This window comes from Staphylococcus sp. EG-SA-2 (assembly GCF_017152085.1).
In genome coordinates this window covers 1-12925 of the sequence record NZ_JACYHC010000784.1, presented here as the reverse complement: position 1 = coordinate 12925, position 12925 = coordinate 1, and the positions used below count along the sequence as shown (strand labels likewise).

Sequence of the window (12925 nt, the reverse complement as noted above, 5' to 3'; positions counted from 1 at the left end):
ATGAATAAGAAACAGAGATACAAGCGCTCAGATATATAAATGATTATCTACTTGATGAAGTAGTTAAAACTAAAGGATACAACGGGTTAAAAGAATACAGGATTGAATTAAAGCGAATGAATAACGATATTAAAAAGTAATTTATATTATCGGAGGTATTGCATGTATAACAGGAAAGAAATACGTGAAATGATAGATAACTACAAGTGGATGAAAAATATAATAGACAGTAAAGTCTACGATAACGAAAGTACATCAATTGCACAATACGGTTATCAATCTGCGATGCCAAAAGCTAAAGGCACGACTAGCAATAAAGTGTTAGTGAAAGTTATAAACAAAAACAAAGCGCTTAGAAAGTACGATTACTTGATTAATAAGATAGCGTTCATTGATGAATACGAAGAATACATCACGAATGAAAAAGATTATCATATTTTACAAATGTTAAAACAACGAGAAAGCCATAATAGGATTATGAGTATTCTTGATATAGGCAGAGACAATTTTTATTCTAGAGTAAAAGATATAGTAAATATACTTTATAACTTGCAACAAGAAACCGACACATCGTACACATCGGACAGTTCGGACACATCGTACAAATCGTACAAATCGTACACATCGGACTAATTTTGATGCTACATATTGTTTTTTATTATAATTGCTATGTAGCAAAACATTTATATTTATTTTGAACTCTCACATTAAGTGAGGGTTTTTATTTTTATAAACAAGAGGTGGAGAATGGAGATATCAAAGTACCAAGAGATAGCTACACGTACACACAATGATGAATTGAATTTAAATGAATCTATTACTTGTTACGGCTTAGGTTTAACTCAATCTACAGGCAATGTTACAGATCTAATTAAACAGCATATGTTTTGTAATGTACCGATAGATAAAGGAATTATGATAAATGAACTTAGCGAAGCATTGTGGAATATAGCTAATCTTACTAACGTGTTAGGTATTAACTTGGATGAGATAGCTGGTCATAGTGTTAACACTATCTTGATGAATAAACCTAATCAGACTATCAATTTAGACAATGGTATAAAACAAGGAGACAAAGTATTGTTTCAAGGTAGTAAATATCTTGTTGATGGATCGATAGGAAACTTATTGTTAATTAGCAATGATAAAGATGATAGACAAGTAACTGTGCAAGATGTTAAGAAAGTCGACAAGGAGTGATGTGCATTGTCTATTATGAAGCGATGTGGTCATCCAACATGTAATGTATTGATTAATCATAATGAAAGTTATTGTGATAAACACAAGCAATATGCAAATGAAAATTACAATGATTTGAGACGTCGAAACGATCCAGAGTATTTAAGATTTTATAAATCGAAAACGTGGCAAAACATGCGTCGAATTGTATTGTTAGAACATGATTTTATTTGTGTTTCTTGTGGCAATCAAGCGACTATGGTTGACCATATTGTACCAACAAAAATTGATTGGGCAAGAAGATTAGACAAAAGTAATTTACAGCCTTTGTGTGATGCTTGCCATAACCAAAAGACAAAAGAAGATTTGAAGAAATATTAAAAAAGATAAAAATAGGAAGTCCCCCAAAGATGAAACGGGCGTCAATGAAAGGTTCTGGAGAACGGAGCAGAGTTTTCTTCTCAAAAAATTCCCTTTATTTAAGTTTTTTTAGTAGGAGGTGCTAATTTATGGCGGGTAGACCTAAGAAGCTTTTGTCAAATTCGAACAAGAATTATACAAAAGAAGAAATTATTGAAAAAGAGCGTCAAGAAGCTCAATTAAATAAATTTTCTAAAATCGATACTGAACCACCGCACTTTTTAGATGAAATAGCGAAACAAGAATACTTAAGAATATTACCGCACATGCAAGAATTGCCAATTTCCAACTTAGATAAAGCACAATTAGCACAATATTGTAGTTTTTATAGTGACTTTGTTAAAGCAAGTTTGATTTTAGAGCGCGAAGACTTGATTTTAGAAGACGACAAAGGAAATCAAAAGGTTAATCCGGCGTTCAACATAAAGGAAAAAGCGGGTATTCGATTGCAACAAACAGCTAATACTTTAGGATTAACTATTGATAGCCGATTGCGTATTATGGTTCCTGATGAAAAAGAAGATGATGATCCATATATGGAATTTGTGAGTGATTAGTAATGACTGATTATGTTACTAAATACGCAAAAAAGGTAGTTTCAGGAGAAATTTTGGCAAGTTTGAAGAATATTCAAGTATGCAAACGTCACCTATCTTTTATGGAGAACCCGCCGAATGGTTGCCATTGGGATAATCATTTGTCTAACAAAGCAATTAAATTTGTGGAAATGCTTCCAGACCCTAAAACAAACCAGCCCATGCCTCTTATGGAGTTTCAGAAATTCATTGTTGGGAGCTTATACGGCTGGCGTAGAGGTCAATACAGAATGTTTACTAAAGCTTATATAAGTATGGCTAGAAAGCAAGGTAAGTCTCTAATCGTATCGGGAATGTCCGTTAACGAACTGTTGTTTGGACAATACCCTAAATTTAATAGACAAATTTATGTAGCTTCATCTACTTATAAGCAAGCGCAAACAATATTCAAGATGGCAAGCCAACAAGTAAACCTAATGCGAAGTAAAAGCAAGTTTATCCGTGAAAAAACAGACGTAAGAAAGACAGACATTGAAGATGTATTAAGTAGTTCAGTGTTTGCACCTCTTTCCAATAACCCAGATGCGGTTGATGGTAAAGATCCTACAGTTGCTATTTTGGACGAATTGGCAAGTATGCCTGATGATGAGATGTACTCAAGGTTTAAAACAGGTATGACATTACAAAAAAATCCTTTAACCCTACTTGTTTCAACGGCCGGAGACAATTTAAATAGTCAAATGTACCAAGAGTATAAGTATATTAAACGTATTTTAAATGAAGAAGTAAGAGCTGATAATTACTTTGTATATTGTGCTGAAATGGATTCACAAGAAGAAGTTCAAGATGAAACAAAGTGGATTAAAGCAATGCCGCTTTTAGAATCAAAAGAACATAGAAAAACTATACTTCAAAATGTAAAAGCTGATATACAAGACGAATTAGAAAAAGGGACATCGTATCATAAGATTTTGATTAAAAACTTCAATTTATGGCAAGCGCAAAGAGAAGATAGCTTGCTAGATATTTCAGATTGGGAACAAGTAATAACGCCTATGCCTAATATCAATGGTAAAGATGTGTATATAGGTGTCGACTTATCGAGATTGGATGACTTAACATCTGTAGGGTTTATTTTCCCTAACGACGATAAAAAAGTGTTTTTACATAGTCATTCTTTCATTGGATTAAGAACAAACTTAGAACAAAAATCTAAGAGAGACAAAATAAATTATGAATTAGCGATTGAACGTGGAGAAGCTGAGACTACACAATCAGATAGCGGCATGATTGATTATAAACAAGTTATCGATTTTATAGTGAAATTTATAACGACGCATGACCTGAATGTACAGGCTGTTTGCTATGACCCTTGGAATGCGCAAAGTTTTATAACAACAATCGAATCAATGGCTTTAGATTGGCCACTCATTGAAGTGGGACAAAGTTTTAAGGCGTTATCACAATCTATTAAAGAATTTAGAATGTGGGTTGCAGATGAAAGAATACAGCATAACGATAATATGTTACTTACAACATCAGTTAATAATGCCGTTTTGATTCGTGACGGAGAAGACAATGTGAAAATAAATAAAAAAATGAATCGTCAAAAAATAGATCCGATTATTTCGATTATCACAGCTTTCACTGAAGCTAGAATGCACGAATTCCAAGAAAATTGGACGGAGAAATATGAAAGCGAAGAATTCGGATTTTAAAGGTGGTGACAAAATGGACTTGAATAAAATAAATGTCTTTTTTAATTTCTTGGTTGCTAATTTGGTTAGCATCCTTTTTTTATTAGGTTTGTTTGTGGTTAATGTTTCTATGTATAAAGCATTCGGTCAAAATATAGGACTTTTATGCATTGGTATAACACTGATTGTTATTTCGTTGATTTTAAATCATGAAAGCAATCAAGAAAGGAGTTAGTAGTTGTGGGGATTTTTTATAAAAATGAAAAACGAGACTTGCAATACAACGAAGATGATTTGCAAATGATGGTTCAAACTTTGCCAGGTTTTCAAGGAACAAAATTACGACAATATAAAGATATAGAAGCAATTAGGCATAGCGACATCTTTACTGCAGTTATGATGATTGCTTCTGATTTGGCGCGCATGCCAATTAGGGTGACAGTGAACGGCCAAATTAATTATAGTGACAGGATTGTTAATTTGTTAAATACACGTCCTAACCCAATGTATAACGGCTATATATTCAAATTAGTAGTGTTTGTTAGTGCCTTACTAACATCGCACGGCTATATTGAAATTACACGTGATAAAACAGGAGAACCTATGAATTTAACGTTCAGAAAGACATCCGAAATAGAATTGAAATCAGACGCAAGAGGTCGACTGTATTATTTTCATCAAAGGATAGACAGTAACGGAAATAATATAGAACGTAATGTTAAGTTTGAGGATATGCTAGACATCAAATTTTATTCGTTGGATGGTATAAATGGTTTGTCACTGTTAGACACATTAAGTCGCACGATAGAATCAGATAACAATGGAAAAGATTTCCTTAATAATTTCTTGCGAAATGGCACACATGCTGGTGGTATTTTGAAAATGAAAGGTGTATTAGATAATAAAAAAGCAAGAGACCGTGCCAGAGAAGAATTTCACAAAAGTTTTAGTGGAACTAAACAAGCTGGGAAAGTTGTCGTACTCGATGAATCAATGACGTTTGATCAATTAGAAGTTGATACAGAAGTTTTAAAGCTTATCAGAGAAAACAAATCATCAACAAGAGAAATAGCAGGTGTATTTGGTATTCCATTGCATAAGTTCGGCATAGAAACAGCGAACATGAGTATCACGGATGCTAATTTAGATTACTTATCAACTTTAAAACCTTATATTACATGCGTTTGTGCAGAATTGAATTTTAAGTTTAATGATGAATATGTGAATCGTGAATTTAAATTTGATACCACTGAAATACGAGTTGTTGATGAAAAAACACAAGCTGAAATTGACAAAATTAACATTGATTCTGGAAAGATGAATATCGATGAAATTAGACAACGTGATGGATTAGCGCCAATACCAGGCGGTAATGGTAGCATTCACAGAGTCGATTTAAACCATGTAAATATTGAACTTGTAGATGAGTATCAGATGAATAAATCGAGAGCTACTGATAAAAAATTGAAAGGTGGTGAGGAAAATGAGTAAGGAAACGAGAGTTGGCAACATTATTGAGGTACGCTCAAATGATAACAACGAAATGGTCATAGAGGGGTATGCGTTAAAGTTTGACACTTGGTCTGAAAATCTTGGTGGATTCAAAGAAACGATTTCACGTCGCGCTTTAGAAAACACTGATTTATCTGATGTACGTTGTTTAGTAGATCATATCCCATCGCAAATAATTGGTAGGACAAAATCGGGTACTTTGGAGCTCGAAACTGATGATGTTGGACTTAAATATCGTTGTAAGTTACCAAACACAACATTTGCACGTGATTTATATGAGAACATGCGTGTAGGCAACATCAATCAATGTTCGTTTGGTTTTATGCTTGACGATAAAGGCGATGCAGTGCGTTTTGATGAACAAGAAAACATTTACAAACGTACTTTAACAGCAATTCGTGAACTTACAGATGTTTCTGTAGTGACTTATCCGGCTTACAAAGACACTGATGTTAAACCAGCATTACGTAGTATTGAAACCGTTAAAAAAGAACAACGTAAAAAAGAATTAGAAATAAGACTAAAGAAACACTCTATATTAAATAATATTTGGTGAAGTTGAACACCATTATCAAATACAGCCATTGGACATGCTGAATATAGCGATGTCTATTTTTTTATGCCAATTTTAGGAGGAAATTAAATGAAAACAAAAGAAGAGTTACAATCTGAGATTTCAGACATTAAAAGACAAATTGATTTAAAGGTGAAGTATGCAACGAGAGCACTTAATAACGATGAGTTAGAAAAAGCAGAAAAATTAGAACAAGAAATTACTGATTTACGTTCTCAAATCCAAGAAAAACAAGAAGAATTAGATAAGCTAAAAGAAAAAGATGGAACTTCAGAAAACAATCAACAATCAGTGGAAGTAAACGAAGCACGTACTTATCGAAACCAAGCAAACATTAATGATTTAGGTATTTCGATTCAAAACACAAAGGTAACATCACAAGAAGTTAGAGATTTTACTGAATATCTTGAAACACGCAATGATATTCAAGGTGGTTCGTTAAAAACAGACTCAGGATTTGTAGTTATTCCAGAGGAAATTGTTACAGATATTTTAAAATTAAAAGAGGTTGAGTTTAATCTTGATAAGTATGTGACGGTCAAACGTGTTACAAATGGTTCTGGTAAATATCCGGTAGTACGACAATCAGAAGTTGCAGCCCTTGAAAAAGTTGAAGAATTAGAAGAAAACCCTGAATTAGCAGTTAAACCATTCTTCCAATTAGCATATGACATTAATACACACCGTGGTTACTTCCGAATTTCACGTGAAGCAATCGAAGATGCAAAAGTGAATGTTTTGCAAGAATTGAAACTATGGATGGCGCGAACTATTGCAGCAACACGAAACAAAGCAATTATTGATGTTATCACTAAAGGATCAACGGGTTCTACAAGTTCAGGTTTTGAAAAAGAAGGTAAGAAATTAGAAGTTAAAAAAGCAAAATCTTTAGATGATATTAAAGATGCTATTAACCTGAATGTTAAGCCAAATTACGAACATAATGTTGCGATTGTTTCGCAAACTATGTTTGCAAAATTAGACAAAATGAAAGATAAGCTAGGAAACTATTTAATCCAGCCAGATGTTAAAGAAAAAACGCAACAGCGTTTATTAGGAGCTAAAATCGAAATTTTACCTGATGAAGTACTAGGGCAAAAAGGTAATAACACTTTGATTATCGGTAACTTAAAAGATGCGATTGTTTTATTTGACCGCTCTCAATACCAAGCATCATGGACTGACTACATGCATTTCGGAGAATGTTTAATGATTGCTGTACGTCAAGACTGTAGAATTCTAGATTATAAATCAGCAATTGTGATTGAATATGATGATAGTGAACGCGGTGAAGGCGATCTTGGCTTAGAAGCATAATAAGCGCTCGATACTTTATAAAGAGGTGATAAACTATGGCAATGTATGAAGTGAAGAAATCTTATACTGACTTGGAAAAAGGCCAGTATTTAAAGTCAGGTAAACGTGTTGAAATGACAGTAAAACGTGCTGAATATGTTAACAAAAAGCTGAAAGAGCATGGAGTAATACTTGAAAGAGTAAAAGAAGAATAGGTGATTGAATGCAATTAACAGCTGAGGAACTTAAGTTATTAAAAAAGCATTGCAAAATAGATCACAATTCAGAGGACGACTTATTAGAAATATATTACTCTTGGGCATTCCATGAAATAGCTAGCGCTGTTACGGATGAACCAAGTAAATATATTGATTGGTTTAAAAGTCATCCTCTATTTGCTCGTGCTATATACCCTTTAGCAAGTTACTATTTTGAAAACCGTATTGCTTATTTGGATAGGGATTTATCGCTTGCGCCACATATGGTTTTAAGTACGGTGCATAAATTGAGAGGTTCATTTGAGCAATTTTTGGAGAGTGAAAATGATGAAATTTAATTCCAATAAATTAAATGAACGTATAGATTTTTGTGAAGATGTAAGCGAGAGAGTGAACGGAAATCCGATGAAACCGAAGACGAAAATATTATACTCTTGTTTCGCTTGCATTCAAGAATCTAAAGAATCCGACACTCAAACGAATCTCAATACAGGTAGCAAATTCATTAAAACTATTATTATCAGAGATACACGAGGTGATTATAAACCAACAAATAAGCATTACGTCTTGCATGAAGGGCAAAGATTTAACATCAAATATGTAAAGCCAGATTATCAAGATAAATCTTATTTGCGTATCTATGGCGAGGTGGTCATTTAATGGGGGCAAGAATTGAAAGTAATAACATCGAACAAGGTTTGAAAAATGCAGTTTTAAAAATGAATTTAAATAGTAATGTAATTGTCAAAGCTGGGGCTATGTCATTAGTCCCGCTTTTAAAAAGTAATACACCTTTTGCGAATACTAAAAAGCATGCTCGCGATCACATAGCTGTTTCTAATGTGAAAACAGACAGACACACAAGTGAGAAAATCGTTACAATTGGTTACGCTAAAGGCGTCTCACATCGTATTCATGCAACAGAATTTGGAACAATGTACCAAAAACCACAATTGTTTATAACAAAAACAGAAAAGCAAGGGAAAAACAAAGTTTTAAAAACAATGCTTGATACTGCTAAGAGGTTGCAAAAATGATTAATGTTACCAAATTAATTAGAAACGCTATTATTGCAAATAACATTACAGATGAAGTGAATGTGTTTAACTACACTATAGATGACCATTTTCACGAAAAAACTGACAAGCCTATTATTCGCATATATCCCTTACCGTTCAATCCTGACACATACGCTGATGATAACGAGATTTCAAGAGAATACCATTACCAAATTGATGTTTGGTGGTCTCAAGATGAACCGAACGAGCAAGTAGAAAAAATTGTTGAGTTACTCAAAGTGATAAATTTTCAATGTTATTACAGAGAACCGTTATACGAGAGTGACGTCATGTCATTCAGACATATTATAAGAGCAAAAGGCTCGATTTTATCAATGAAATTGGAGGAAAATTAAATGATTGAAAAATTGAAACAAGCACCAAGATTTTTAAAATTAAACTTACAACATTTTGCAGATACAGGAGTTTCGGGTATCGCAATTGGGGTATCAAACTTTTATTATGCACCTATTTTAAAAGATACAGAAAATGAATGGGAAACTGGAGCTGGCACACGTATTCGTTTCTTAAAAGAAATTGAAGTAGACCGTCCACAAGATACCGAGGAAGATTATGGGGATGATATGGTCGCAGCAACTGCTGTATCTAATGGTAAACTAAGTGTTAAGACAACATTTGTTACTGTTCCTGCTGACGATAAGGCGTTCTTGAATGGCGCTAAAAAAGGTGTAGGTGGTTATAAATATGGAGCTAAGGATATCCCGCCAGATGTAGCGATTGTATTTGAAAGACGTAATCATGATGAGTCTTCAGAATGGGTTGGCTTGTTCAAAGGTAAATTCACTCGTTCAAGCATCAAAGGGCAAACAAAACAAGATAAAGTTGAATTCCAGAATGACGACGTAGAAGGCAATTTTATTGATCGTTTGTTTGATGAGAGCTCGCATGTTACTGGCTATGATAAAAAAGGAAGCACTACAGGGCGCGATTATGTATTCATGGAAACATTTGGTAAAACTTATGATGAATTCATGTCTAGTCGAGGAGAACAAAATATGGAACCTGTAGAAAAAGAAATGAAAAAAACAGAAAAAGTTGAAGTCACTTCTGTAAACGTCACTGATGAACAAGTTACAGTTAAAGTTGATGCTACTAAACAACTATCAGCCACAACCGAACCATCTGGACAGAAAGTAACTTATGCAGTGACTGAGGGGCAAACGTATGCTAGCGTAACATCAACTGGCCTCGTTAAAGGTTTGGCGGAAGGTAATGCGACCGTTACAGCGACTGCAGGAAAGCAAACTGATACTGTGCAAATTACAGTACAATCTAATTTAGAAATGTAAGTTTTGAGGGCTTAACGCCCTCTTTTTATTTTGGCCAAATTAAAAAGAAAGTAGGAATTTAATAATGGAACGTACATCAATTGAATTAATTACAGGATTTACAAAAACAGGAAAGCCGCAATATCAAAAGTATTTAGCGAAGCCGATTATTACTTTGTTTGAAACAATTCAAGGTTCAAAATTAGGTTTGAAACTTAACAAAGCCTTTAAGGGGGCTGATTTTAAAGATCTAACAGAAGAAGAATTTAATAACTTAAGTGTGACAGAACAGGAAGAATACAAAAACAAGCAAGAAGAATACGAAAACAACATGGCTGTACAAATGGAAGTATTAGAAGAAGTTTTGGATTTCATCGTTGAAGCTTTTGATAATCAATTTACCAGTATAGAACTTCAAAAAGGATTACCAAATGGTCAAGAAGGTATTGAAAAGATTGGACAGTTAATTGGACGAATTACAGGTGGGGAACCTAGCGATACAAAAAAGTTCGTGACAGAGAATCAGAAATAAGAAAAGAAGATTTAACACCTGAAGCTGTCTACAACAATTACAGGAAAATAGCTAAAGATTTGATAGAAAAAGGCATGGATGCAGAAAAAGTGGCTAACATGCCGATACACTTCTTTTTAGACATTGTCGAATCGAAGATTGAAACAAAGCGAACTGCGAAAAGTTTTAAAGATATTTTTTAATCAGCCTTTAAAGGTTGATTTTTTATTTACATCTTGGAAGAAAGGAGGTTTTTAAATGCCTAATCCTATAGGTAATATGGTCATAAAGGTTGATTTAGATGGTTCTGGATTCAATAGAGGTGTGACAGGTTTAAATAGGCAAATGAAAATGGTTTCGCGTGAGCTTTCGGCTAATTTATCACAATTTTCTAGATATGATAATTCATTAGAAAAGTCGAAGATAAAAGTCGAAGGTTTGAGTAAAAAACAAAAAGTTCAAGCCCAGATTACTAAAGAGCTGAAAGATAGTTATGACAAACTTAGTAAAGAAACTGGTGAAAACAGTGCAAAGACACAAGCTGCGGCTGCTAAATACAATGAAGCTTACGCTAAATTAAACCAATATGAGCGAGAGTTAAACCAAGCCACACAAGAATTAAAAGACATGCAAAGAGAGCAGAAAGCATTAAATACTGCAATGGGAAAACTTGGTACCAACTTTAATAATTTTGGTCCTAAACTTCAAGAAATTGGTAACAGTATGAAAAATGTAGGCCGTAACATGACTATGTATGTAACTGCGCCGGTGGTTGCTGGGTTTGCTGTAGCAGCTAAAAAAGGTATTGAATTCGATGACAGTATGAGAAAAGTTAAAGCAACTTCAGGTGCTACTGGGGAAGAGTTTGAAGCTTTGAAGAAAAAGGCTCGCGAAATGGGTGCAACAACAAAATTTAGTGCATCAGATTCGGCTGAAGCATTAAATTACATGGCACTTGCTGGTTGGGATTCTAAGCAAATGATGGAAGGTTTAAGCGGAGTTATGGATTTAGCGGCAGCATCTGGCGAAGAACTGGGAGCAGTAAGTGACATTGTTACAGATGGACTAACGGCATTTGGTTTAAAAGCAAAGGATAGTGGTCATTTTGCGGACGTTTTAGCACAAACTAGCTCGAAGGCAAATACGGATGTTAGAGGGCTCGGAGAAGCTTTTAAATATGTCGCTCCTGTAGCAGGTGCGTTAGGTTACACGATTGAAGATACATCTATTGCGATAGGTTTAATGAGTAATGCTGGTATCAAAGGTGAAAAAGCAGGTACAGCGTTACGAACAATGTTCACCAATCTTTCAAGTCCAACTAGAGCTATGGGGAATGAAATGGAACGCTTAGGAATATCTATTACAGATAGTAATGGGAAAATGATTCCTATGCGAAAGCTTTTAGACCAACTGAGGGAAAAATTTAAACATCTTTCAAAAGACCAACAAGCTAGTTCTGCAGCTACAATATTTGGTAAAGAAGCGATGTCAGGAGCATTAGCGATTATAAATGCTTCTGATGAAGACTATCAAAAGTTAACCAAATCTATAGATTCATCTACCGGCGCATCTAAAAGAATGGCCGATACAATGGAATCTGGTTTAGGTGGGAAATTAAGAACTTTAAGGTCGCAATTAGAAGAACTAGCCCTAACGATTTATGACAGAATAGAACCAGCACTAAAGATTATAGTAAGTGCTTTTAGCAAAGTAGTGACATGGGTTACTAAATTACCAACGTCAATTCAATTAGCGGTTGTTGAGTTTGGATTATTTGTAGCAGTTTTAGGTCCTTTAGTTTTTATGTTCGGTTTATTTATCAGCGTGATGGGGAATGCAATGACAGTTTTAGGACCCTTGTTAATAAACGTTAATAAAGCTAGTGGTTTATTCGCGTTTTTAAGAACTAAAATCGCATCACTTGTTAAACTATTTCCGATTTTAGGTGTGTCGATATCAAGTTTAACGTTGCCTATAACATTAATTGTAGGTGCATTAGTTGGTATTGGCATAGCTTTCTATCAAGCTTATAAACGTTCAGAAACTTTTAGAAATATTGTAAATCTGGCAATCTCTGGTGTAGCAAACGCATTTAAAGCAGCTAAACTAGCGTTACAAGGTTTCTTTGATTTATTCAAAGGTGATAGTAAAGGCGCGGTTACCCTAGAGAAGATATTTCCACCCGAAACTGTAGCAGGAATACAAAATGTAGTTAATACGATTAGAACAACTTTCTTTAAAGTAGTTGATGCAATCGTTGGTTTCGCCAAAGAGATAGGCGCTCAATTAGCCTCTTTCTGGAAAGAGAACGGCTCAGAAATAACACAAGCTTTGCAAAATATAGCTGGTTTCATTAAAGCAACCTTTGAATTTATTTTTAACTTTATTATTAAACCAATCATGTTTGCGATTTGGCAAGTGATGCAATTTATTTGGCCGGCGGTTAAAGCTTTGATTGTCAGCACTTGGGAAAATATCAAAGGTGTAATACAAGGTGCTTTAAATATAATACTTGGCTTTATTAAGTTCTTTTCAAGTTTATTCACTGGTAATTGGCGAGGTGTTTGGGACGGTATTGTGATGATACTAAAAGGCACTGTGCAGTTAATTTGGAATTTAATACAACTGTGGTTTG

The 12925-nt window shown here is 34.2% G+C and carries 18 protein-coding genes and 1 pseudogene; all 19 read left to right on the top strand.

What is annotated here, in order from left to right; translation table 11 throughout:
- Positions 1–14: 14 nt before the first annotated feature.
- Positions 15–140, top strand: a pseudogene (locus IDG60_RS14240) (DUF1514 family protein); the annotation flags it as partial.
- Between the two features lie 22 nt (positions 141–162).
- Complete coding sequence (locus IDG60_RS14235; RefSeq protein WP_000282755.1) at positions 163–633, top strand: hypothetical protein; 471 nt, start codon at positions 163–165, stop codon at positions 631–633.
- A 114-nt stretch (positions 634–747) separates the two neighbouring features.
- A complete protein-coding gene (locus IDG60_RS14230) occupies positions 748–1200 on the top strand; it encodes a nucleoside triphosphate pyrophosphohydrolase family protein (protein WP_000406191.1) in 453 nt (150 codons plus the stop codon).
- Between the two features lie 15 nt (positions 1201–1215).
- Positions 1216–1560, top strand: a complete 345-nt coding sequence (locus IDG60_RS14225; RefSeq protein WP_000817289.1) for an HNH endonuclease — start codon at positions 1216–1218, stop codon at positions 1558–1560.
- Between the two features lie 128 nt (positions 1561–1688).
- Positions 1689–2156 carry a phage terminase small subunit P27 family gene (locus tag IDG60_RS14220; RefSeq protein WP_000919026.1) on the top strand — a complete coding sequence of 156 codons (468 nt, stop codon included), beginning with the start codon at positions 1689–1691 and terminating at the stop codon, positions 2154–2156.
- A gap of 2 nt (positions 2157–2158) precedes the next feature.
- Positions 2159–3853 carry a terminase large subunit gene (locus IDG60_RS14215; protein ID WP_000133304.1) on the top strand — a complete coding sequence of 565 codons (1695 nt, stop codon included), beginning with the start codon at positions 2159–2161 and terminating at the stop codon, positions 3851–3853.
- Positions 3854–3866: 13 nt separating this feature from the next.
- Positions 3867–4067, top strand: coding sequence for a hypothetical protein (locus IDG60_RS14210; protein ID WP_000365299.1), 201 nt, complete (start codon positions 3867–3869; stop codon positions 4065–4067).
- Between the two features lie 5 nt (positions 4068–4072).
- Entirely contained in the window at positions 4073–5323 is a 1251-nt protein-coding gene (locus tag IDG60_RS14205; protein WP_000511067.1) for a phage portal protein, read from the top strand.
- Positions 5316–5900, top strand: coding sequence for an HK97 family phage prohead protease (locus tag IDG60_RS14200; protein WP_103143666.1), 585 nt, complete (start codon positions 5316–5318; stop codon positions 5898–5900). The genes IDG60_RS14205 and IDG60_RS14200 overlap by 8 nt, the downstream gene beginning before the upstream one ends.
- Positions 5901–5987: 87 nt before the next feature.
- Complete coding sequence (locus IDG60_RS14195; RefSeq protein WP_000849950.1) at positions 5988–7235, top strand: phage major capsid protein; 1248 nt, start codon at positions 5988–5990, stop codon at positions 7233–7235.
- A 35-nt stretch (positions 7236–7270) separates the two neighbouring features.
- Positions 7271–7429 carry a hypothetical protein gene (locus IDG60_RS14190; protein WP_001252099.1) on the top strand — a complete coding sequence of 53 codons (159 nt, stop codon included), beginning with the start codon at positions 7271–7273 and terminating at the stop codon, positions 7427–7429.
- Between the two features lie 8 nt (positions 7430–7437).
- Entirely contained in the window at positions 7438–7770 is a 333-nt protein-coding gene (locus IDG60_RS14185; RefSeq protein ID WP_001177483.1) for a head-tail connector protein, read from the top strand.
- The gene (locus tag IDG60_RS14180; RefSeq protein WP_000975314.1) at positions 7757–8092 is read left to right on the top strand and encodes a phage head completion protein; all 336 of its coding nucleotides are present in this window, start codon (positions 7757–7759) and stop codon (positions 8090–8092) included. Before IDG60_RS14185 ends, IDG60_RS14180 begins: the two co-directional genes overlap by 14 nt.
- On the top strand, positions 8092–8469 hold the full coding sequence (locus IDG60_RS14175; RefSeq protein ID WP_000501244.1) for an HK97-gp10 family putative phage morphogenesis protein: 378 nt from the start codon (positions 8092–8094) through the stop codon (positions 8467–8469). Before IDG60_RS14180 ends, IDG60_RS14175 begins: the two co-directional genes overlap by 1 nt.
- Positions 8466–8846, top strand: coding sequence for a hypothetical protein (locus IDG60_RS14170; RefSeq protein WP_000611454.1), 381 nt, complete (start codon positions 8466–8468; stop codon positions 8844–8846). Before IDG60_RS14175 ends, IDG60_RS14170 begins: the two co-directional genes overlap by 4 nt.
- On the top strand, positions 8847–9800 hold the full coding sequence (locus IDG60_RS14165) for a major tail protein (protein WP_000570652.1): 954 nt from the start codon (positions 8847–8849) through the stop codon (positions 9798–9800). It begins immediately after the preceding gene.
- A 64-nt stretch (positions 9801–9864) separates the two neighbouring features.
- Positions 9865–10311: a phage tail assembly chaperone G gene (gene gpG, locus IDG60_RS14160; protein ID WP_000442601.1), complete on the top strand. Its 447-nt coding sequence runs from the start codon at positions 9865–9867 to the stop codon at positions 10309–10311.
- 59 nt (positions 10312–10370) lie between these two features.
- Positions 10371–10493, top strand: coding sequence for a phage tail assembly chaperone GT (gene gpGT / locus IDG60_RS14155; RefSeq protein WP_000570353.1), 123 nt, complete (start codon positions 10371–10373; stop codon positions 10491–10493).
- A gap of 55 nt (positions 10494–10548) precedes the next feature.
- Positions 10549–12925: phage tail tape measure protein (locus IDG60_RS14150; RefSeq protein ID WP_206160825.1), on the top strand; the 2377-nt coding region annotated here is incomplete at its 3' end.